This window comes from Streptomyces sp. HM190, assembly GCF_009857135.1.
Lineage (GTDB): Bacteria > Actinomycetota > Actinomycetes > Streptomycetales > Streptomycetaceae > Streptomyces > Streptomyces heilongjiangensis.
In genome coordinates, this window is the sequence record NZ_CP047318.1 from 2,173,232 (window position 1) to 2,195,783 (window position 22,552).

18 protein-coding genes are annotated in these 22,552 nt (G+C 71.8%); 4 read left to right on the forward strand and 14 right to left on the reverse strand.

Translation table 11 applies throughout. The features are described 5' to 3' along the window. Window positions 1-13: 13 nt before the first annotated feature. From GSY65_RS09075 to rsmH, 13 genes are all read right to left on the reverse strand, one after another. Entirely contained in the window at window positions 14-733 is a 720-nt protein-coding gene (locus GSY65_RS09075; RefSeq protein WP_159766839.1) for a YggS family pyridoxal phosphate-dependent enzyme, read from the reverse strand. 5 nt (window positions 734-738) lie between these two features. Beyond that, entirely contained in the window at window positions 739-1,467 is a 729-nt protein-coding gene (gene pgeF, locus GSY65_RS09080; RefSeq protein ID WP_159766840.1) for a peptidoglycan editing factor PgeF, read from the reverse strand. Beyond that, on the reverse strand, window positions 1,464-2,654 hold the full coding sequence (gene ftsZ, locus GSY65_RS09085) for a cell division protein FtsZ (protein ID WP_159766841.1): 1,191 nt from the start codon (window positions 2,652-2,654) through the stop codon (window positions 1,464-1,466). Before ftsZ ends, pgeF begins: the two co-directional genes overlap by 4 nt. A 279-nt stretch (window positions 2,655-2,933) precedes the next feature. Continuing rightward, a complete protein-coding gene (locus GSY65_RS09090) occupies window positions 2,934-3,737 on the reverse strand; it encodes a cell division protein FtsQ/DivIB (protein WP_159766842.1) in 804 nt (267 codons plus the stop codon). Window positions 3,738-3,761: 24 nt separating this feature from the next. Next, a complete protein-coding gene (gene murG / locus GSY65_RS09095) occupies window positions 3,762-4,850 on the reverse strand; it encodes an undecaprenyldiphospho-muramoylpentapeptide beta-N-acetylglucosaminyltransferase (protein WP_159766843.1) in 1,089 nt (362 codons plus the stop codon). 33 nt (window positions 4,851-4,883) lie between these two features. Further along, window positions 4,884-6,209 carry a putative lipid II flippase FtsW gene (gene ftsW / locus GSY65_RS09100; protein WP_159766844.1) on the reverse strand — a complete coding sequence of 442 codons (1,326 nt, stop codon included), beginning with the start codon at window positions 6,207-6,209 and terminating at the stop codon, window positions 4,884-4,886. Between the two features lie 94 nt (window positions 6,210-6,303). Further along, a complete protein-coding gene (murD, locus tag GSY65_RS09105) occupies window positions 6,304-7,731 on the reverse strand; it encodes a UDP-N-acetylmuramoyl-L-alanine--D-glutamate ligase (protein WP_159766845.1) in 1,428 nt (475 codons plus the stop codon). After that, window positions 7,713-8,786 (reverse strand): phospho-N-acetylmuramoyl-pentapeptide-transferase, encoded by a 1,074-nt coding sequence (gene mraY / locus GSY65_RS09110; protein WP_159766846.1) that lies wholly within the window; start codon window positions 8,784-8,786, stop codon window positions 7,713-7,715. The genes murD and mraY overlap by 19 nt, the downstream gene beginning before the upstream one ends. Continuing rightward, on the reverse strand, window positions 8,783-10,198 hold the full coding sequence (locus GSY65_RS09115; RefSeq protein WP_159766847.1) for a UDP-N-acetylmuramoyl-tripeptide--D-alanyl-D-alanine ligase: 1,416 nt from the start codon (window positions 10,196-10,198) through the stop codon (window positions 8,783-8,785). Before GSY65_RS09115 ends, mraY begins: the two co-directional genes overlap by 4 nt. Window positions 10,199-10,202: 4 nt before the next feature. Further along, window positions 10,203-11,879, reverse strand: coding sequence for a UDP-N-acetylmuramoyl-L-alanyl-D-glutamate--2,6-diaminopimelate ligase (locus tag GSY65_RS09120; protein WP_201452486.1), 1,677 nt, complete (start codon window positions 11,877-11,879; stop codon window positions 10,203-10,205). A gap of 81 nt (window positions 11,880-11,960) precedes the next feature. Further along, window positions 11,961-13,742 (reverse strand): peptidoglycan D,D-transpeptidase FtsI family protein, encoded by a 1,782-nt coding sequence (locus GSY65_RS09125; protein ID WP_328707528.1) that lies wholly within the window; start codon window positions 13,740-13,742, stop codon window positions 11,961-11,963. Window positions 13,743-13,933: 191 nt separating this feature from the next. Further along, complete coding sequence (locus tag GSY65_RS09130) at window positions 13,934-14,581, reverse strand: hypothetical protein (protein ID WP_159766850.1); 648 nt, start codon at window positions 14,579-14,581, stop codon at window positions 13,934-13,936. 111 nt (window positions 14,582-14,692) lie between these two features. Next, entirely contained in the window at window positions 14,693-15,649 is a 957-nt protein-coding gene (rsmH, locus tag GSY65_RS09135; RefSeq protein ID WP_159766851.1) for a 16S rRNA (cytosine(1402)-N(4))-methyltransferase RsmH, read from the reverse strand. 420 nt (window positions 15,650-16,069) lie between these two features. Here rsmH and GSY65_RS09140 point away from each other — a divergent pair, with 420 nt between their 5' ends. The 4 genes from GSY65_RS09140 (at window position 16,070) to GSY65_RS09155 (ending at window position 21,716) form a co-directional block, all read left to right on the forward strand. Next, window positions 16,070-16,615, forward strand: a complete 546-nt coding sequence (locus tag GSY65_RS09140) for a beta-class carbonic anhydrase (protein WP_159766852.1) — start codon at window positions 16,070-16,072, stop codon at window positions 16,613-16,615. Between the two features lie 285 nt (window positions 16,616-16,900). After that, window positions 16,901-17,941: an AAA family ATPase gene (locus GSY65_RS09145; protein ID WP_159766853.1), complete on the forward strand. Its 1,041-nt coding sequence runs from the start codon at window positions 16,901-16,903 to the stop codon at window positions 17,939-17,941. Continuing rightward, a complete protein-coding gene (locus GSY65_RS09150; protein WP_159766854.1) occupies window positions 17,938-19,302 on the forward strand; it encodes a DUF58 domain-containing protein in 1,365 nt (454 codons plus the stop codon). Before GSY65_RS09145 ends, GSY65_RS09150 begins: the two co-directional genes overlap by 4 nt. Then, window positions 19,299-21,716, forward strand: a complete 2,418-nt coding sequence (locus GSY65_RS09155) for a transglutaminase TgpA family protein (RefSeq protein ID WP_159766855.1) — start codon at window positions 19,299-19,301, stop codon at window positions 21,714-21,716. Before GSY65_RS09150 ends, GSY65_RS09155 begins: the two co-directional genes overlap by 4 nt. Window positions 21,717-21,981: 265 nt before the next feature. On the opposite strand, the gene GSY65_RS09160 is transcribed toward GSY65_RS09155, so the two are convergent. Continuing rightward, a complete protein-coding gene (locus GSY65_RS09160) occupies window positions 21,982-22,383 on the reverse strand; it encodes a DUF3040 domain-containing protein (RefSeq protein ID WP_055716614.1) in 402 nt (133 codons plus the stop codon). Between the last annotated feature and the right edge of the window lie 169 nt (window positions 22,384-22,552).

Consider the following 22,552-nt stretch of genomic DNA (forward strand, 5'->3'; position numbering starts at 1 on the left):
CTTCTTGGCGACGTTACCCGAGCCCGGGACGGACTCCGAGTACCGCAGTGCCGACGCGCACATGTGTCGCTCCCGCCGCCACGGCCTCCTCGAGGTCCGCACTCATCCCCGCGGAGACCATGTTCGCAGCCGGATGGGCGCGGCGCAGGTCGGTCGACAAATCCATCAACCGCCCGAACGCCTCGCGTCGGCGCCCCGCGTACTCACCGGTGAGCGGCGCCACGGTCATCAGACCGTCGAGCCGCACCCCCGGGGAGGCGGCGAGGAGGTCGGCCAACTCCTCGATCCCGTCCGGCCCGACGCCGCCGCGCGCCCCGCGACCGCTGTCGTCCGCGTCGAGGGCGACCTGGATGAGGCAGCCCACCTCGCGTCCGGCCCGGACCGCCTCCTTCGACAGCGCCGTGACGAGCCGGGAGCGGTCGACGGACTGCACGAGATCCGCATAACGCACCACAGAACGGACCTTGTTGGTCTGCAGTTGCCCCACGAAGTGCCACACAAGGGGCAGATCCGAGCACTCCGCCGCCTTGGGGGCCGCGTCCTGGTCCTTGTTCTCGGCGACGTGACGCACACCGAGTTCCGACAGGATCCGCACATCGCTCGCGGGGTAGGTCTTGGTGACCACGATCAGGGTCACCTCTTCGCGCTCGCGCCCCGCGGCCGCGCACGCCTCCGCGATGCGACGCTCCACCTTCGCCAGGTTCGCGGCGAGTTGTGCCTTACGGTCGGTCATGCCCATCAGTCCAGCCAGACATATCCCGCGAGTCGCCCTGTGGTGCGGTCGCGGCGGTACGAGAAGTGGTCACGCGACTCCAGCGTGCACACCGGTGACTGCTTCCGGTCGTGCACCCCCAGTCGCTCCAGCTGGGAGTGCACTCCGGCGCTCACATCCACGGAGGGCGTGCCCCAACTGGTCTCGGCGTACGCCGTCGGCTCCACGGCGGCCACGTCGGCGCGCATCGCCTCGGGCACTTCGTAGCAGCGGCCGCAGACGGCGGGGCCGGTGCGGGCGACGATCCGCGCGGGGTCGGCGCCGAGTCCGATCATGGCCTTGACGGCGGCGGGGACGACCCCGGCGACCAGGCCGGGGCGACCCGCGTGGGCGGCGGCCGCGACCCCGGCGACGGGGTCGGCCAACAGCACGGGCACGCAGTCGGCGGTGAGCACGGCGAGCGCGAGACCGCGCCCGGTGGTGACGATCGCGTCGACGGAGGGGATGTCGGCGGCGCCCCACGGTCCGTCGACCACCGCCACCTCCGCGCCGTGCACCTGGTTCATCCAGACGACCCGGCCGGGGTCGAGGCCCAGCGACCTCGCGGACCGCTCCCGGTTGGCCGTCACGGCGGCGGCGTGGTCCCCGACCGCCCCGCCGAGGTTGAGCTCCTCATACGGAGCGGCGCTCACCCCGCCCCACCTGTCGGTGAAGGCGAAGTGCGCGCCGCTCACGTCCTCGCGCTGTCCTATCACTTGAGGAAGTCCGGTACGTCCAGCTCCTCCGCCGCGCTGTCCATGTAGGACCGGGACGGCGGGACCGGCGGGGCGACGGGCACCTCGCTCACCGGCTCGGGGGCGGGCGCCGGCTCCTCCTTCGGCTTGACGCTGCCGAGCGAGCCGAAGGACGGGCGGGCCTCGGCGGCGCGTACCGGGGCGGGTTCCTCCCGCTTGGCCGCGGCCGAGCCGAGGATGTTGTCCCGCTTGGCCGGCGGCTGTCCGCCGTCGAAGCCGGCCGCGATGACCGTGACGCGGACCTCGTCGCCGAGGGCGTCGTCGATGACCGCGCCGAAGATGATGTTGGCCTCGGGGTGGGCGGCCTCGCTGACCAGCTGGGCGGCCTCGTTGATCTCGAAGAGACCGAGGTCGGACCCGCCGGAGATGGAGAGCAGCACCCCGCGGGCGCCGTCGATGGATGCCTCCAGCAGCGGCGAGGAGATCGCCATCTCGGCCGCGGCCACCGCGCGGTCGTCGCCGCGGGCCGAGCCGATGCCCATGAGGGCGGAGCCGGCCTCGGACATGACGGACTTGACGTCGGCGAAGTCGAGGTTGATGAGACCGGGGGTGGTGATGAGGTCGGTGATGCCCTGGACGCCGGAGAGCAGGACCTGGTCGGCCGACTTGAAGGCGTCGAGCACCGAGACCTGGCGGTCCGAGATGGACAGCAGCCGGTCGTTCGGGATGACGATGAGGGTGTCGACCTCTTCACGGAGCTCGGCGATGCCGTCCTCGGCCTGGTTGGCGCGGCGGCGGCCCTCGAAGGTGAAGGGGCGGGTGACCACGCCGATGGTGAGGGCGCCCAGCGAGCGGGCGATGTTGGCCACGACGGGCGCGCCGCCGGTGCCGGTGCCGCCGCCCTCGCCGGCGGTCACGAAGACCATGTCGGCCCCCTTGAGGACCTCCTCGATCTCCTCGCGGTGGTCCTCGGCGGCCTTGCGGCCGACCGCCGGGTTGGCGCCGGCGCCGAGTCCGCGGGTGAGTTCACGGCCGACGTCGAGCTTGACGTCGGCGTCGCTCATCAACAGAGCTTGCGCGTCGGTGTTGATGGCGATGAACTCGACGCCCTTGAGACCGACCTCGATCATCCGGTTGATGGCATTGACACCACCGCCGCCGACACCGATGACTTTGATGACTGCGAGGTAGTTCTGCGGTGCTGCCACGTCGAAGGCCTCTCGCCTCGAGTTACGTGTCGCCGCCTCGCGGGGTACCCGCGATCCGACGACTGATGCCGAAGTGGGACGGTCCGAACGCCGACCCGAACCCTAACGCTGAAGTTTAGGGTTACCAGTGTGTCTGTTCCTTGGACTCTTCCGAACAGGACACTAAGTCGACAAGTGGCGCACGTTCAACGAACACGCCGAACCTCCCGTTTTTCTTTTCACCCTATGTGATCAGCCGTAGCGGTGCCCAACCAGGGTGCTGGCCTGCACGGATATGCGTCAACTCCCGGATGACGCAGGGGCCGTGGGGACGCTCACGTCGAAGTGCCCCGCGTCGGGGGCGGCTTCCATCAGAGCACTGAGCGCACGCGCCTTCGCACGCCCCTTCTCCGCGCTCCCCCAGGCGACGGTGCGGTCCCCGTCCAGCTCCAGCGAGATGGAGTCGTAGGAGCGGACCCTGACGACCCGGGTGTCCCGCGCGACCGCGGCCGGAATGTCGCCCGCGACCCGCACCGCCTCGCGCACGAGCCGCTCCTCGCCGAACCGCCGCAGACTCGCGGCGGAGGAACCCGGACGGGACAGCGCCATTTCCAGCACGGGAACGCCCTTCGGAGCGCGCGAAACGGTGGCGAAACGAACACCCTTCGCATCGACTTCGACGTACTTGCCCGAATTTCCGGCGGCCTCGACAATCAGGACCGGAGTGCGTTCAGCGACTTTCAGCCCGATTCCGTGAGGCCAGGAACGAATGACCTCAACCACGTCGATTCGGGGCAATTTCTCCGTCAATCGCGACTCGATCGCGTCGGTGTCCACGGAAATCAGCGGCTCGCCGAGGGGCACCTCGGCCACCTCGCGCACCCGGTCCTCGGTGAGGACCCGGGTGCCCGACACCGAGACCTGCTCGACCCGCAGCCACGACGAGCCGTACAGGGCCCAGAGCGAGACCCCGCCGAGCAGCACCAGGGCGACCGCGACGGCGATCAGCACCCGGGGGCCGGGCAGCCGCGGACGGCGTCGTGGAAGCGGGCCGGAGTCCAGATCGTCGTCCGCGCCGCGTTCGGCGGTGGTCGGTCCGGCCACGCTCCCCTGCCTTCTGCCGCGCCCCTAGCGGCGCGACGCGATCGCCTCGTACACCATCCCGACGAGCAGGTCGTCGGCGTCCCGGCGGCCGAACTCGCTGGCGGCGCGGGACATCTCGTACAGCCGGTGCGGGTCGGCGAGCACGGGCAGGACGTTCTGCTGGACCCACTGGGGGGTCAGTTCCGCGTCGTCGACCAGCAGTCCGCCGCCGGCCTTGACCACCGGCTGGGCGTTCAGCCGCTGTTCGCCGTTGCCGATGGGCAGCGGGACGTAGGCGGCGGGGAGCCCGACGGCGGAGAGCTCGGCGACGGTCATCGCGCCCGCACGGCAGAGCATCATGTCGGCAGCGGCGTACGCGAGGTCCATCCGGTCCACGTACGGTACCGGGATGTACGGGGGCATCCCCGGCATCTGCTGCACCTGCGGCAGTTCGTTCTTCGGGCCGACCGCGTGCAGGATCTGGATCCCGGCCTGCTGGAGGTAGGGCGCGACCTGCTGGACCACCTCGTTGAGGCGGCGGGCGCCCTGCGAGCCGCCGGAGACCAGCAGCGTCGGCAGGTTCGGGTCGAGGCCGAACAGGGCGCGGGCCTCGGGGCGCGCCGCGGCGCGGTCGAGGGTGGCGATGGAGCGGCGCAGCGGGATGCCGATGTAGCGGGAGTCGCGCAGCTTGCTGTCCGGGGTGGAGACGGCCACCTGGGCCGCGTACCGGGAGCCGATCTTGTTGGCGAGGCCGGGGCGGGCGTTGGCCTCGTGGACGACGATCGGCACGCCGAGGCGCTTGGCGGCGAGGTAGCCGGGCAGGGCGACATAGCCGCCGAAGCCGACGACGCAGTCCGCCTTGGTGCGCTCCAGGATCTGCTCGGTCGCCTTGATCGTGCCGCGCAGCCGGCCGGGCACGGTGATCAGCTCGGGCGTGGGCTTGCGTGGCAGGGGCACGGCGGGGATCAGCGCGAGTTCGTAGCCGCGCTCGGGGACGAGGCGTGTCTCAAGGCCGCGCTCCGTGCCCAGGGCCGTGATGCCCACGGTCGGGTCCTGCCTGCGCAGGGCGTCCGCGAGGGCGAGCGCGGGCTCGATGTGACCGGCGGTTCCGCCACCGGCGAGGACGACATGCACCGAAATTCACCGCTCTCCGGACGGACGCGCCGTTCAGGCGCGCCGTCGCATCGTGTTCCATCTCCCGGGCCGCCCCGAAGGGCCGCCGCCCCGCTTTCTACCAAAGCGGGGTTGCCGCATCGCAAGCGCCGCCCGCGCAGCGGGCTCGTCGCGTGCGAAGGCGATCAGCAGCCCGATGGCGAACATGGTCGGCAGCAGGGCGGAACCCCCGTAGGAGAACAGCGGGAGCGGGACTCCGGCGATCGGCAGCAGACCGAGCACCGCACCGATGTTGATCACTGCCTGAGCGGTGATCCAGGTGGTCACGCCTCCCGCGGCATACCTGACGAAGGGGTCCTCCGTGCGTCCGGCCACGCGGATACCCGCATAGCCTAGAGCCGCGAAGAGGGCGAGCACCGACAGCGTCCCCGCGAGGCCCAGTTCCTCACCGGTGACGGCGAAGATGAAGTCGGTGTGCGCTTCCGGGAGTTGGCCCCATTTTTCCACACTGGCGCCGAGCCCGGAGCCGAAGATTCCGCCCGAGGCGAGGGCGTAGATGCCGTGCACGGCCTGCCAGCAGGTGTCCCCCTGCCCCGGTTCCGTGGCACCGATGCACGCGAGCCGGGCCATACGGTTCTCGCTGGTCCTGATCAGGACGAAGCCGATCAGTCCGGCGACGGACAGCACGCCGACGAACAGCCTGGTCGGCGCCCCGGCCAGCCACAGCAGGCCGAACAGGATGGCCGTGAGGATGATCGCGGTGCCCATGTCGCCGCCGAGCATGATCAGCCCGAGGAGCATGAAGGCCACCGGCACCAGCGGCACCAGCATGTGCTTCCACTGGGTCAGCAGCCGCTTGTCCTCCTTGCGGGCGAGCAGGTCGGCTCCCCACAGCACCAGCGCCAGCTTGCCGAACTCGCTGGGCTGGATCTGGAACGAGCCGCCGACGGCGATCCAGTTCTGGTTGCCGTTGATCGACTGCCCTATCCCCGGCACCTGGACCAGGGCCATCAGGAAGACGCAGCCGGCCAGGATCGGGTAGGCCAGCGCCCGGTGCAGCTTCACCGGCATGCGCGAGGCCGCGAGCAGCAGCAGGGCGCCGATCGAGGCCGCGAGGAACTGCTTGCGGAAGAAGAAGGTCCCCGGCAGCGACTTCTGCAGCGCCGTGATCTGCGAGGCCGAGTAGACCATCACCAGGCCGAGCACGGTGATCAGCAGGCTGCCGCCGAGGATCAGGTAGTACGCGGTGAGCGGACGGTCCCAGGCCCGCCGCGCCCGCGTGTGGAGCCGGCGTACGGGGTTCTCGCGGGACGGGCGGGGGACGGGCGGCCTGCGGGTGAGGCGCTGGACGGGAGGACGGCCGGTACGGCTACTGGGCATCGGGGGCGCCCTTCCCGCGGCGCACCGACGACATCCGTGTCACGCGTTCCCTCCCAGGTTCGCCCAGCTCCCCCGCCAGGCACGGGCGGGCCGGTCAGCCGTCCGCGGCGGCGAGTTCGCGCACTGCCTGCGCGAACGCGTCCCCGCGCCTGTTGTAGTTGACGAACATGTCCATCGACGCGCAGGCCGGTGCCAACAGCACCGTGTCGCCCGGCTGTGCGAGCGCCCGTGCCTCGCGGACAGCCGCGAGCATCGCCCCAGTGTCTGTCCGGTCGAGGTCCACGACCGGCACTTCCGGGGCGTGTCGCGCGAGCGCTTCGCGGATCAGCGCGCGGTCCGCGCCGATCAGCACGACGCCTCTCAGCCGCTTCGCCGCCCCGGCGACCAGCTCGTCGAACGTCGCGCCCTTGGCGAGTCCGCCCGCGATCCACACGATCGGCTCGTAGGCCGCCAACGAGGCCTGCGCGGCGTGCGTGTTGGTGGCCTTGGAGTCGTCGACGTACGTGACGCCGTCCACGTCGGCCACGTGCGCGATGCGGTGCGCGTCCGGGGTGAAGGCCCGCAGGCCGTCCCGTACGGCCTTGGCGGGCACGCCGAAGGCGCGGGCGAGGGCGGCCGCGGCGAGGGCGTTGGCGACGTTGTGCGGGGCCGGCGGGTCGATGTCGGTGACCTCGGCGAGTTCCTGCGCGTTCTTCTGCCGGTTCTCGACGAAGGCGCGGTCGACCAGGATGCCGTCCACGACGCCGAGTTGGGAGGGGCCCGGGGTGCCGAGCGTGAACCCGACGGCGCGGCAGCCCTCTTCGACGTCCGCCTCGCGCACCAGGTCCTCGGTGGCCTTGTCGGCGACGTTGTAGACGCAGGCGATCCGGTTGCCCTCGTAGACGCGGCCCTTGTCCTTGGCGTACGCCTCCATGGAGCCGTGCCAGTCGAGGTGGTCGGGGGCGAGGTTCAGGACGACGGCGGAGTGGGCGCGCAGGGAGGGCGCCCAGTGGAGCTGGTAGCTGGACAGCTCCACGGCGAGGACGTCGTACTCCTCGTCGCCGAGGACCGCGTCCAGGAGCGAGACCCCGATGTTGCCGACGGCCGCCGTGCGCAGCCCCGCCGCCTTCAGGATCGAGGCGAGCATCTGGACGGTCGTGGTCTTGCCGTTGGTGCCCGTGACGGCCAGCCAGGGCGCCGCGTCGGGGCCGCGCAGGCGCCAGGCCAGCTCGACGTCCCCCCAGATCTCCAGGCCCGCCTCGCGGGCGGCGGTGAACAGCGGCTTGTCGGGCCGCCAGCCGGGCGCGGTGACGACGAGGTCGGTGCTCTCGGGCAGGGTGGCGCCGTCTCCGAGGCGCACGGTGATGCCGAGCGCCTCCAGCTCGGCGGCCTGGGCGCGGGCGCGTTCGTCGTCGCCGTCGTTGACGACCGTGACGGTGGCGCCGAGGCCGTGCAGGGCCTTGGCCGCGGGGATGCCGGAGACGCCGAGCCCGGCGACGGTGACGTGCTTGCCCTGCCAGTCGGTCACTTGTCGGCCGCCCATCCCGCGTAGAAGATGCCGAGTCCGACGATCACGCAGATGCCCTGGATGATCCAGAAGCGCACCACGACGAGGACCTCGGACCAGCCCTTGAGTTCGAAGTGGTGCTGGAGCGGTGCCATGCGGAAGACACGCTTGCCGGTCAGGCGGAACGAGCCGACCTGGATGACGACCGACATGGTGATGAGGACGAACAGGCCGCCGAGGAGCGCGAGGAGCAGCTCGGTGCGGGAGCAGATCGCGAGACCGGCGAGGGCGCCGCCGAGGGCGAGCGAACCGGTGTCGCCCATGAAGATCTTCGCGGGCGAGGTGTTCCACCACAGGAAGCCGAGGCAGGCGCCCATCAGGGCGGAGGCGACGATCGCGAGGTCGAGGGGGTCGCGCACCTCGTAGCAGGCGGCCGGGTTGGTCAGGGTCTGCGTGTTGGCGCAGGACTCCTGGAACTGCCAGACGCCGATGAAGGTGTACGCGCCGAAGACGAGCACGGAGGCGCCGGTGGCGAGGCCGTCGAGGCCGTCGGTGAGGTTCACGCCGTTCGACATCGCGAGGATCATGAACAGCGCCCAGATCACGAACAGCACCGGGCCGATGGACCAGCCGAAGTCCTGCACGAAGGAGAGCTTGGTGGAGGCCGGCGTCTGGTCGCGGGCGTCCGGGAACTGCAGCGCGAGGACCGCGAAGGCGATACCGACGATCAGCTGGCCGGCCATCTTGGCCTTGGCGCGCAGACCGAGCGAACGGCGCTTGACGATCTTGATGTAGTCGTCGAGGAAGCCGACGAGGCCCATGCCGGCCATCAGGCCGAGCACCAGCAGACCGGAGAAGGTCGGCGGCTGGCCCGAGATCACCTTGGCCAGGAAGTACGCGACGATCGTCGCCAGGATGAAGGCGATACCACCCATGGTCGGCGTACCGCGCTTGCTGGCGTGCTCGCGCGGGCCGTCGTCACGGATGTACTGGCCGTAGCCCTTGCGGGCCAGCAGCTTGATCAGCAGCGGAGTGCCGACCAGGGTCAGGAAGAGACCGATGACTCCTGCGAACAGGATCTGATTCATCATCGCGCGGCAACCTCACCCTCGTTGCCGCCGTCGAGCAGCGCCTGCGCCACACTCTCCAGCCCGACCGACCGGGACGCCTTCACGAGTACGACGTCCCCCGGGCGCAACTGACTGCGCAACAGGTCGATCGCCGCCTGTGCGTCGGACACGTGCACCGACTCCTCACCCCACGAACCCTCGTTGTATGCGCCCAGTTGCAGCCACGAGGCCTCCCTGCCCCCGACCGCGACGAGCTTGCCGACATTGAGCCGGACGGCGAGCCGTCCGACCGCGTCGTGCTCGGCGAGCGATTCGTCCCCGAGCTCGGCCATCTTGCCGAGCACCGCCCAGGTCCGCCGCCCCTGGCCCATGGCCGCGAGCGCGCGCAGAGCGGCCCGCATGGACTCGGGGTTCGCGTTGTAGGCGTCGTTGACGACCGTCACGCCGTCCGGGCGCTCGGTGACCTCCATCCGCCAACGGGAGAGGGAGCCCGCCTCGGAGAGCGCGGTGGCGATCTCTTCCGCGGACATGCCCAGCTCATGGGCGACGGCGGCCGCGGCGAGCGCGTTCGACACGTGATGCTCACCGTACAGGCGCATGGTCACATCACTTGCACCGGAGGGTGTGTGAAGGCGGAACGCGGGCCGTCCCGCGTCCGTGAGCCGTACGTTCTCTGCGCGTACGTCCGCTTCGCCGGACTCTCCGAACAGGACCACCTTGGCCTTCGTGCGGGAGGCCATCGCGCGGACGAGGGGGTCGTCGGCGTTGAGGATCGCGATGCCGCCCTCGCTCGCCGGCGGCAGGGCCTCGACCAGCTCGCCCTTGGCCTGCGCGATCTGCTCGCGGCCGCCGAACTCGCCGATGTGGGCGGTGCCGACGTTGAGCACGAGGCCGACCTCGGGCGGGGTGAGACCGGTGAGGTAGCGGATGTGGCCGATGCCCCGGGCGCCCATCTCCAGGACGAGGAAACGGGTCTCCTCGGTGGCGCTGAGCGCGGTGAGGGGCAGGCCGATCTCGTTGTTGAGGGAGCCGGGTGTGAACACCGTCGGCGCCTTGCGCCGCAGGACCTGGGCGATCAGGTCCTTGGTGCTGGTCTTGCCGGCGGAGCCGGTGAGGGCGATGAGCGTGGTGCCGAGTGCGCGCACCACGTGGCGGGCGAGAGCGCCGAGCGCGGCCTGGACGTCGGTCACGACGATCGCGGGCACACCGACGGGGCGGGACGCCAGCACCGCGGCGGCGCCCGCCTCGACGACCGCGGCCGCGTAGTCGTGGCCGTCCACGCGCTCGCCGACGAAGGCGACGAAGAGGCTGCCGGGCTCCACCTCACGGGAGTCCCGGACGACGGGTCCGGTGACACGTACCGACGGATCCGGTATGTCGTGCGTCTGCCCGCCGACGACTTCTGCGATCTCGGCGAGAGAGAGGGCGATCACAAGTTCATCCCTGGGTCTGCTGGATAGCTGCGCGAAGCACCTGGCGGTCGTCGAAGGGACGGACCACGCCGGCGATGTCCTGGCCCTGCTCGTGGCCCTTGCCCGCGACCAGCACGGTGTCGCCGGGCCGCGCGCGGGCCACGGCCGCGGCGATCGCGGCGGCCCGGTCCTCGAAGAGGAGGACCTCGCCGCGCTCGTGGACCGGCACGGAGGCCGCGCCCTGGAGCATGGTGGCGAGGATCGCGAGGGGGTCCTCGGAGCGGGGGTTGTCGGAGGTCAGTACGGCCGTGTCGGAGAAGCGGGCGATGGCGGCGCCCATCGGCGCGCGCTTGGTGCGGTCCCGGTCGCCGCCGCAGCCGAGCACCACGTGCAGCCTGCCCTCGGTGACCTTGCGCAGCGCCTTGAGAACCGACTCGACGGCGTCCGTCTTGTGGGCGTAGTCGACGACGGCGAGGTAGGGCTGCCCGGCGTCCACGCGCTCCAGGCGGCCCGGCACCCCCGGCACGGCGGCGACGCCGTCGGCGGCGGTCTGCGGGTCGATCCCGGCGACGGCCAGGGCGACGATGGCGGCGAGGGTGTTGGCGACGTTGAACGGGCCCGGCAGCGGCGACCTCGCGGTGATCCGCTCGTTCTTCGGGCCGAGCACGGTGAACGTCGAGTCCATCGGGCCGACCTCGACGTCCACGGCGCGCCAGTCGGCGTCGGGGTGGCCGTCGGCGGAGAACGTGACGACCGGGACCGAGGCCTCCTTGGTGAGCCGGCGGCCGTACTCGTCGTCGAGGTTGACGACACCGAGCTTGCTGCGCTCCGGGGTGAACAGCCTCGCCTTGGCCTGGAAGTAGTCCTCCATGTCGGAGTGGAACTCCATGTGCTCCGGGCTGAGGTTGTTGAACACCGCCACGTCGAAGACGCAGCCGTCGACCCGGCCGAGGACCAGGGCGTGGCTGGACACCTCCATGACGACCGCGTCCACGCCGCGTTCGCGCATGACGGCGAAGAGGGCCTGGAGGTCGGTGGCCTCGGGGGTGGTGCGCTCGGACTTGATGCGCTCGTCGCCGATGCGCATCTCGACGGTGCCGATGAGGCCGGTGGAGCGGACCGTGCGCAGACCGCCCTCGACGAGGTACGCGGTGGTGGTCTTGCCGGAGGTGCCGGTGATGCCGATCTGGAGCAGGTCGCGGCCGGGCCGGCCGTAGATCGTGGCCGCCAGTTCGCCCATCCGTCCGCGCGGGTCGTCGACGACGAGGACCGGGAGCCCGGTGGCGGCGGCGCGCTCGGCCCCGGTCGGGTCGGTGAGGACCGCGGCGGCGCCGAGGCCGGCCGCCTGGTTCACGAAGTCGGCGCCGTGCAGCCGGGCGCCGGGCAGGGCGGCGTACAGGTCGCCGGGGCGGACGGCGCGGGAGTCGTGGGTGATGCCCGTGACCCCGGTGGCGGCCTCCCCGGTCTCCGGCCGTGCGGCACCCAGGTGTCCGGCGAGTTCCGCGAGGGGTGTGGCGGAGACCTGGGCCGGCCTGGGCGGTCCGGGGTATGTCACGGAAACGCCCTTCTGGGTGGTTTGGGACTGATCAGCGTGTGGCACGGCGGTGAGCGTACCGGGCACACCCCCGCCGGAGCGAAGCGAGGGTTTGGGCGAGGGCGGTGGCAAGGCGTGGTTCCCGGGATCGGGAGTGATCATGGTCACGAGTGCGTTCCTGGCTGGTTGCGCTGATCAGTGGGTGGATCAGGGAGGGTCAGGAGGGTCGGGGGTCGCCCGGGCGGCGGGTCACGGGGTGAAGCTGACGGGCAGGTTCGCGGGCCCGGCGCCGGTCGGCGGGACCTGGAGGGTCTTCAGGGCGAACTCCATGACCTCCTTGTAGATGGGTCCGCAGATCTGGCCGCCGAAGTAGTTGCCCTTGGTGGCGTTCTGGATGGCGCAGTACACGGTGATCCGCGGCTTGTCGGCGGGTGCGAAGCCGGCGAACGACGAGGTGTAGCCGCGGTACCTGCCGGTGGCCGGATCCACGCGGTTCGCGGTGCCCGTCTTGCCCGCGACCCGGTAGCCGGGGATGCGCGCCTTGGTGCCGGTGCCCTCCTCGTCGTCCACGACGGACTCCAGCATCCTGGCCAGGGTCCTCGCCGTCTTCTCGCTCACCACCCGGGTCTTCTTCGGCTTCGGTGCGGGGGTGAAGCGGCCGTCGGGCCCCTTGGTGCCCCGGACGAGGGTGGGCGCCACGCGGACGCCGCCGTTGGCGATCGTCGAGTAGACGGAGGTCGCCTGCATGGCGTTTATCGAGACGCCCTGGCCGAAGGGGATCGTGTACTGCTGTGACGTCGACCAGTCCTCGGGGTCGGCCAGGATGCCCTTCGTCTCACCGGGGAAGCCGAGCCCGGTGTAGCTGCCGATGCCGAACTTGCGCAGGTAGGAGTAGAGGATCCGGTTGGACTCCCGCTGGTTCCTGCCGAGTTCGCCGGTGGCGAGGATCGTGCCGATGTTGCTGGACTTGGCGAGCACGCCGTTGAGCGTCAGGTACCAGGTCGGGTGGTCGATGTCGTCCTTGAAGAGGCGGTCGCCGCGGTGCAGCCGGTTGGGCACGGTGACATGCGTCTCGGGGGTGGCGACGTTCTCCTCCAGTACGGCGGCCATCGACATGACCTTGGCGGTGGAGCCGGGCTCGTAGGCGTCCTGGAGGGCCGCGTTGCCCAGGGCGTCCGGGTTCGCCCTGGTGAGGTCGTTGGGGTCGAAGCCGGGCGCGTTGGCCATGGCGAGGATCTCGCCGGTGCGGGTGTCCTGCACCATCACATAGCCACGGTCCGCCTTGGACTTCTTCACCTGCTCGGCGATGGCCCTCTGCGCGGCCCACTGGATGTCGCGGTCGATGGTCAGCTCGACGTCGGAGCCGGCCACGGCTGGCGTCTCGGTGGAGCCCGCGGTGGGCACGAGGCGTCCACCGGACTGGGCGTAGCGGATCTTGCCGTTCTTGCCGGACAGGTCGCGGTTCAGCTGCTGCTCGATGCCGCCGCCGCCCTTGCCCTCGGCGTTGACCCAGCCCAGTATCCCGGCGGCGAGGTCGCCGTTGGGGTACACGCGCTTGCTGCTGGGCTCCTGGAAGACGCCGGCCAGCACGTTGACGGTGCCCGGGTCGTCCTTGGCCTTCTTGACGAGGGCTGCCTTCAGATCGGTGATCTGGTTCCAGACCTGGGGGGTCTGGCGGCGGGCGAGGAGCACGTACCGGGTGTTCTCGGTGCGCAGCTTCCCGGCGATGGTGTCCTGGTCGGCACCGAGGATCGGTGCGAGGAGCGCGGCCGCCTGCTCGGGGCCGTCACCGACCTTGAGCTGGTCGCGCGTGAACATCGTCGGGTCGGCGGTGATGTCGTTGGCGTCCGCGCTGATCGCTAGGTCGACGCCGTTGCGGTCGGTGATCCCGCCGCGCTCGGCGGCGAGGACCCGGCCGACGTAGCGGTTCCGGTCGGCCTTGGCCGCGTACTCGCCGGCGTCGACGGCCTGCACCTGGAGCAGCCGGACCACGAAGGCGATCATCACCAGGGTGAGCGCGAGGCTGACCATGCGCAGCCGGGGGCGGGGGCTGCCCAGGCGGATGGTGCGCCGGGCCGGCGGCCGAGGGGTGCCCGGACGCCGCTGGCCCGCGGGCCGGGCGCCGGGGCCGGGGCGGCGCTGCTGGCCGCCCGGACGCACCGGCCGGGCGGGGCCGGGTACGCGGCGGCGGGGCGGCTGCCTGCCTGAATCGACCACTTCCGTCACCTGCCGGGGTTCGTCGAGAGCGGGGTGGACCGTGCGGACGGGCCGGTGGGGGTGGGTACGGCTCCGGGCGCGACGCCGCGCGCGGCGTCGGGGCCGGTGCCCGGCGCGGCTCCGGGGACCGTCCCGGGGGGCGCCGGCGAGTCCGACGGCGAGGAGGTCGGCGTGGACGTGGGCGTGGGGGGCGGTGTGGGGGTCGGTGTGGGCGTGGGGGCCGGACCGCCGGACGCGGGGGCGAGTGCCTCGGGCGCGAGGACCAGGGGCAGGCTCGCCGGTGACTGCGGGGCCGCGGGGCTCGGGACGCCCTTGACGCGGCCGTCGGGCTCCAGGAAGGCGGGGTCGCCGCCGGGCACCATGCCCAGCTCGCGGGCGCGGCGCTGGAGCGCCTGCGGGGCGGAGTAGGCGTCGACGTCCCGCTGGAGCGCCTGTTCCTCGTCGGTGTAGCTCTTGACGTCGTCCTGGAGGTCGTCGAGCTGGAACGACCCCTCGCTCAGCGCGGAGTTCAGGACGAGGAGGCCGATGAGGCCGCCGCCCAGGAGCACGACGACGAGGAGGACGAACGGGGTGCGGGCGGCCCGGCCGGAGCCGGCGGGCAGGAGCCGCGCGAGTCGTGCGGCCCGCCCCCTCAGTTCGGGTTTCCTGCTCACGCACCCTCCCCGTCCGTTCGTTTCTCGGACTCACTTCCGGCGCCGGCGAGTTCGGTTCTCGGACCCACCACCGTCCCCTTCACGCACTGTGTTCCGGCCGCGTCGTACGACTCACTCGACGTCCTCCCGGATGCGCTCCGCCCCGCGCAGCCGTGCGGGGGCGGCACGCCGGTTCTCGGCGACCTCTTCCTCGGTGGGAAGTTCGGCACCACGGGTCAGGAGCTTGAGCCGCGGCTGGTAGCGCTCGGGGACGACGGGCAGTCCGGGGGGCGCGGTGGAGGCGGCGCCCGCCGCGAACACCTGCTTGACGAGGCGGTCTTCGAGCGAGTGGTACGACAGCACGGCGATCCGGCCGCCGACCGCGAGGGCCTTGACCGCGGCGGGGATCGACCGCTCCAGCACGGTGAGTTCGCCGTTGACCTCGATGCGCAGGGCCTGGAAGGTGCGCTTGGCGGGGTTGCCGCCGGTGCGCTTGGCGGCCTGCGGCAGGGCGTCGCGGATCAGCTCGACCAGGCGCGCGCTGTTGCTGAAGGGCTCCTTCTCGCGCTCGCGCACGATCGCGGAGACGATCCGCTTGGCCTGCTTCTCCTCGCCGTACGCCCTGAGGATCCGGACGAGTTCGCCGGGCGGGTAGGTGTTGAGGACCTCGGCGGCGCTGATGCCGGTCGTCTGGTCCATGCGCATGTCGAGCGGGGCGTCCTGGGCGTAGGCGAAGCCGCGGTCGGCCTCGTCGAGTTGCATGGAGGAGACGCCGAGGTCGAACAGGACGCCCTGGACGTGGGAGATGCCCAGGCGGGCGAGCACGTCGGGGAGTTCGTCGTAGACGGCGTGCACCAGGGTGGCGCGGTCGCCGTAGGGGGCGAGCCGTTCCCCGGACAGGCGCAGCGCCTCCTTGTCCCGGTCAAGGGCCACGAGCCGGGCCTCGGGGAACCGGGTGAGGAGCGCCTCGCTGTGGCCGCCGAGCCCGAGGGTGCAGTCGACCACGACGGCGCCGGGCTCCGTGAGGGCCGGGGCCAGCATGTCCAGGCACCGCTGGAGCATGACGGGAACGTGTCGACTCTCGGTCAAGGGGCCCTCTCAGGTCCGGCGGGCCCGTACGCACCGCCGGGTCCCCGCCCGCTCAGGAAGGGGAGGTCCGCCGGCGCCGGAGAGTGCCGGCCGACCGGGAGCGGGAGGAGGCCGAGCCGTACGTACGCGCCGCGCACGCGGGGAGATGCCGGGCAGTGGCCGGATCTCTCGGGGATGTCAGTCCAGCAGGGGGTCCTCGCCTCCCGCTCCGCGTCACTTTAGTCCACGGCTCCTCGCGGTCAATCAACCGGCCTGCGCGTCGCGACGCCGCTCCCGAGGTGAAGCCCGGAAAGCCGAGAAATCACTCGGAGTGGTGCAATCCCGCCACCCCTGTGGGTTACCTCACAACAACCCTCAATGACGTTCTTTGTCCCCTCTCACAAAGCGCCATCGGCGCCCGTGGCCAGTAACGTCATGCCTATGACGACCTCCGCATCAGTTCCCACCGCATCCGAAGGCGCCATAGGCGGCGACACCGTCACCGACCGGCTGGTCGCGGCCAACGGGCGGTACGCCGCCGCGTTCACCGACCCCGGCATGGACGCCCGCCCCGTTCTGCGCGTCGCCGTCGTGGCCTGCATGGACGCCCGCCTCGACCTGCACGCCGCCCTCGGCCTCGACCTGGGCGACTGCCACACCATCCGCAACGCCGGCGGCGTGGTCACCGACGACGTGATCCGCTCCCTCACCATCAGCCAGCGCAAGCTGGGCACCCGCAGCGTCGTCCTGATCCACCACACCGGCTGCGGCCTGGAGGCCCTCACCGAGGACTTCCGCACCGAGCTGGAGGTCGAGGTCGGCCAGCGCCCGGCCTGGGCCGTGGAGTCCTTCCGGGACGTCGACCAGGACGTACGGCAGTCCATGCAGCGGGTGCGGACCAACCCGTTCCTGCTGCACACGGACGACGTGCGCGGTTTCGTCTTCGACGTGAAGACCGGTCTGCTGCGGGAGGTCGACGGCGCCTGAGCGGCGTCGAACCGGCCCCTCGCACCGGCCCCTCCCCCACCCCCGGACGGGTTTCCGCCGTCCCGGGTTCCTGTCAATCTCCTGGCATCCTGGCGTGCGAGACGGTGCAAGCCCGGCAAATCGCCGGCCGTTGTCCACAGGCGAGTGACACGAATCGGTAACGGCAGCAAGAATGCACGTGTGGCAACACGCGGAACTGTTCGCGCGTGATGCCCGTGTTTCGGGGTGGGCCGGTCCGCATCGCAGAGCGTCGGCCCGGAGAAAGAACGGGCCGAGGAGGGCCGGGTGACGACCTATGACGATCGAGCGAGCCTCACTGATCTGACCAGCACTGTGGAGCGAGTCCGCAGTTCGGTCGAGGCGGTGATCGAGGGCAAGCCTGAGGTCGTACGGCTTTCGCTGACAGTGCTGCTCGCCGAGGGACATCTTCTGATCGAGGATGTCCCCGGCGTCGGCAAGACCATGCTGGCCAAGGCACTGGCACGGTCCATCGACTGTTCGGTACGGCGTATCCAGTTCACGCCGGACCTGCTGCCGTCGGACATCACGGGTGTGTCCATCTGGGACCAGCAGCGCAAGGAGTTCGAGTTCAAGCCGGGCGCGATCTTCTCGCAGATCGTGATCGGCGACGAGATCAACCGCGCGTCGCCGAAGACGCAGTCGGCGCTGCTGGAGTCCCTGGAGGAACGCCAGGTCACGATCGACGGACAGACGTACGAACTGCCCCACCCCTTCATGGTGGTGGCCACGCAGAACCCCGTCGAGATGGAGGGCACCTACCCGCTCCCCGAGGCCCAGCGGGACCGCTTCATGGCCCGGGTCTCCGTCGGCTACCCCAGCCCGGAGGCCGAGCTCCAGATGCTCGACGTCCACGGCGGCGTCTCGCCGCTGGAGGACATGCAGCCGGTGGCCCACGCCCATGACATCGTGAAGCTGATCGAGGCCGTCCGCGGTGTGCACGTCGCGGAAACGGTCCGGCGCTACGCGGTGGACCTGGTCGGCGCCACCCGCACCCATCCCGACCTCAGACTCGGCGCCTCGCCGCGCGCCACGCTGCATCTGCTGCGCGCGGCGAAGGCGACCGCCGCCCTGAGCGGCCGGGAGTACGCGCTGCCGGACGACGTCCAGTCCCTCGCGGTGGCGGTCCTCGCGCACCGGCTGCTGCCGACCGCGCAGGCCCAGCTCAACCGCCGGACGCCCGAGCAGGTCGTCCAGGAGATCCTGCAGCGCACACCCGTGCCGCAGGCCGCGCCGGCGCAGGGCGGTCTCGGTTCCGTCCGCTCGGCGCCCGCGTATCCGCAGCAGCCGCCGCGGAGGCTTGGATGACCACCGCGGGGCCCGCTCCCGCCCCGGAGCAGGACAAGGGCGGGCTGCGCACGGCTCTCGCCGGGCTCACCACGCGGGGGCGCTCCTTTCTCGCCGCCGGAGTGGCGGCCGCGATATGCGCCTACGTCCTCGGGCAGAGCGATCTGCTCCGGGTCGGGCTGCTGCTCGCCGTCCTCCCGCTGGTCTGCGCGACCGTGCTGTACCGCACCCGCTACCGGGTCGCGGGAAGCCGGCGCCTCTCCCCCGCGCGGGTGCCCGCCGGCAGCGAGGCCCGGGTCCATCTGCGGATGGACAACGTCTCGCGGCTGCCCACCGGGCTGCTGATGCTGCAGGACCGGGTGCCGTACGTACTCGGCCCGCGTCCCCGGTTCGTGCTGGACCGGGTCGAGGCGGGCGGCCGGCGCGAGGTGTCGTACCGCGTCCGCTCCGATCTGCGCGGCCGCTACCCCCTGGGGCCGCTCCAGCTGCGGCTGACCGACCCGTTCGGGATGTGCGAGCTGACCCGGTCCTTCTCGACGTTCGACACCCTGACGGTGATCCCGCGCGTGGAGGCGCTGCCGCCGGTGCGGCTGGGCGGTGAGGCGAAGGGGTACGGCGACGGGCGGCAGCGTTCGCTGGCGCTGGCCGGCGAGGACGACGTGATCCCGCGCGGCTACCGGCGCGGCGACGACCTGCGCCGGGTGCACTGGCGCTCCACCGCCCGCTACGGCGAGCTGATGGTGCGCCGCGAGGAGCAGCCGCAGCGCGCCCGCTGCACCGTCCTGCTGGACACCCGGGCCGTGGGCTATCTGGGCGCGGGCCCCGACTCGGCCTTCGAGTGGGCCGTCTCGGGCGCCGCGTCCATGCTGGTGCACATGCTCGAACGGGGTTACTCCGTCAGGCTGTTGACGGACACCGGCAGTTCGGTGCCGGGCGAGGGGGCCGACGGGTTCGCCGGCTCCAGCCAGGAGTCCGCCGACGCGGCCGGGCTGATGATGGACACGCTCGCGGTGATCGACCACTCCGACGGCACGGGCCTCTCCCCCGCGTACGACGTGCTGCGCGGCGGGAACGAGGGGCTGCTGGTGGCCTTCCTCGGCGACCTCGACGAGGAGCAGGCGGGGCTGATCGGCAGGATGCGGCGGCGCAGCGGCGGGGCGATCGCCTTCCTGCTGGACAGCGACGTCTGGGCCCGTGAGTCGGGCGAGCTGCCGCCCGCGGGCGGCGAGAGCGCGGGCGAGGAGTCGCTGCGCCTGCTGCACGAGGCGGGCTGGACGGCGTTGAGCGTGCCGCGCGGCGCCTCGCTGACGGACCTGTGGCGCCAGGCGGACCGGCAGCGGGGCGGTCTGGTGTCCGGGATCGGGACGGAGGGACGGTCATGAGCGGTCGGGCGAGGCTGGCGCTGTGCGCCTGGGCCGCCACGATCATGGCGGCGTGCGCCCTGCTGCCGCTGGTGGACCCGGAGACGTGGATCGTCCAGGCGGCCGTGATGCTGGCCGTGCAGAGCGGCGTGGGAGCGCTCGCCCGGCGGGTGCCGCTGGCCCGGACGCTGACGGTGGCCGCGCAGGCCCTGGTCATGCTGGTGATGCTCACCCTGGTCTTCGCCCGGGAGCAGGCCGTCGCCGGACTGCTCCCGGGCCCGGAGGCGTTCCAGCACCTCGGTTCGCTGCTGCGGAGCGGCGCCGACGACGTCGGCCGGTACGCGATCCCGGCACCGCTGACCGACGGCATCCAGCTGATGGTGATCGGCGGTGTCCTGCTCATCGGCCTCATGGTCGACGCGCTCGCGGTGACGTTCCGCAGCGCGGCCCCGGCCGGTCTGCCGCTGCTGGCGCTCTACTCGGTGGCGGCGGGGCTGTCGGACGGCGCCGCGTGGCTGTTCTTCCTGATCGCCTCCGTCGGCTATCTGATGCTGCTGCTGGCCGAGAGCCGTGACCGGCTCTCGCAGTGGGGCCGGGTCTTCGGGGGCGCCGCGCGCCCGCCCGGTACGGAGACCGGCGGCGCCGTCGCCCCGGTGCGCACCGGGCGCCGGATCGGCGCGGTGGCGCTGGGCATCGCCCTGGTGGCGCCGCTGGGGCTGCCCGCTCTGGACGGCGGGCTGCTGGGCGGCGCGGGCTCCGGGATCGGCGCGGGCTCGGGGGGCGGCGGCACGATCTCCGCGGTGAACCCGCTGGTCCAGCTGAGCGAGAGCCTGAACGTGGACCAGGACCGCCAGGTCCTGTCGTACCGCACGAACACCGACAACATCCAGGAGATGTATCTGCGGATCGTCTCCCTGGACGACTTCGACGGCACCTCGTGGAAGCCGACGGAGCGGTCCATCACCGGCGTCCCGGACGACTTCGGCACCCCGAACGGCCTGGTTCCGGACGTCAAGCGGAACGAGATCGAGACGCGGATAGCGGCGGCGAAGGACTACGCGCAGAACTGGCTGCCGATGCCGTATCCGGTGACGTCGGTGGACATCGACGGCGACTGGCGGTACGAGCCGGTGGGACGCACGCTCGTCGGCGACCACGGCCAGGACACCAAGGGCGTGCAGTACACGGTCAGGAGCCTGATCGTGCGGCCGACCGCCAAGCAGTTGGCCGCTGCGCCGGAGCCGCCGCCCGCCCTGAAGCGGGAGTACACCGAGGTGCCTCCGTCGCTGCCGCCGGTGGTGGCGCGGACCGCCCGTGAGATCACGGCGGGCTCGGCGAACGACTACGAGCGGGCGGTGAAGCTCCAGGACTGGTTCGCGTTCAGCGGCGAGTTCACCTACGACACCGAGGTGCAGAGCGGCACCGGCTCGCGGGCGATCGCCCGGTTCCTGGAGGACAAGGAGGGCTTCTGCGTCCACTTCTCCTTCGCGATGGCCTCGATGGCCCGCACGCTGGGCATTCCGGCCCGGGTCGCGGTGGGCTTCACGCCGGGCACGCCGGAGGCGAACGGTTCGATGTCGGTGGGGCTGCGGGACGCGCACGCCTGGCCGGAGCTGTACTTCGAGGGTGTGGGCTGGACCCGTTTCGAGCCGACCCCGAACCGGGGCACGACGCCCGAGTACACCCAGCCCGAGTCGTCCGGTGACAACGGCCTGCCCGATGTGCCGCGGCCGTCGGATTCGGCGTCCACGGCGCCGTCCGCGGCGCCGTCGGAGAGCGAGAGCTGCACGGCGCAGCAGGTGCGTCTGGAGGGCGGTTGCTCGTCCGAGTCGGCGGCGGCCCTGCCGGGTTCCGACGACGAGGAGCGTGGGTTCTGGGGGCTGGTGTTCTTCTCCCCCTGGACGCTGCTGATCGTGCCGGGGGCGCTCGCGCTGCTCGCCCTTCCGTTGCTGCCGATGCTGTGGCGGATGCGGATGCGGTCCGTGCGGCTGGGCGCGCACGGACGGACGCCCGAGGAGGCCGCGGCGCATGCCCTGGGGGTCTGGCAGGAGGTGACCGACACGGCGTGGGACTACGGGATCGCGCCGGACGAGTCGCAGACGCCCCGCAAGGCCGCCGCGCGGATCGTCCGGCTGGGTCGGCTCGAACCGGGGGCCGAGGCGGCGGTACACCGGCTGGCGGCGGCCATAGAACAGGTGCTCTACGCTCCGCGGCCGCAGGTGCCGGCGGGGCTCGCTCAGGACGCGCACGAGGTGGCGGCCGGGCTGCGGGCCCAGGTGGGCCGCTGGCCCCGCCTGCGGGCGCTCTTCCTGCCCCGCTCCACCGTGCGCGTGCTCTGGGGGGTCTCGGCCCGCTGGTCGGCTTTCACGAGCGAACTGGCGGCCCGCCGCCCGACCCTGCGCCGGCCGTCGGCCCCGACCGGCCAGAACAACTGAGCGCCTGCTCCGACCAAGGTCCGCAGGAGTCCGCCCCCACCGGGTTCGCCCGGTGGGGGCAGACTCATGTCGGGGACCCGGGGCAGCGGGTTCGTACCGGGGACCGGAGCGCGGGGGCCGGCGAGCGGTGATGCGGGGAACGGGCACGCGGCGGCGCGAGGCGCCCGGTGTTCGATGGTGGGCGTACAGGAAGGGTGACCTCCCTCGGGGAGGTCACCCTTCGTCTGTCCTCAGGTCTGGCGGAGGTCCCGGCGACCCGGGGGGCTCAGTGGCCACCCTGTTCGTCGCGGCGGCGCTGCCAGCGCTGTTCGATTCGATCCATCATGGAGCGGCGCTGTCGTGTCTGACGACGAGCACCGGCGGAGCCTGTGGGACCGGTGGGCTGCTCACCCGGCTTGGGGGCCTTGCGCCAACCGGTGACGGCGAGCACGGCGCAGCCCAGCATGACGAGGAATCCCACCACGCTGACCCAGATCTGCTGTGCGACCATTCCGGCCATGAGGAGCGCGATACCCACCAGAAAGCCAGCGACCGCCTGGTAGACCCGCCGCCGGGTGTACGTACGCAGCCCGCTTCCCTCAAGCGCTGACGCGAACTTGGGATCTTCGGCGTACAGCGCTCGCTCCATCTGCTCGAGCATGCGCTGCTCGTGCTCTGAGAGCGGCACGGAGTCCTCCTCATCGTGCGGTCGCCGGGGCGACCCGGGGGGTCCTCTTCAGGATAGGCAGGGAATCGCCCCCTTGAAACCCGCCCCTCTACGCCAATTCGCCAACCGGAACCCGCCATGGCACCCCGACTCGCTGAGGTGTGGATTCCCCAGCGAACGGCCCGTCATG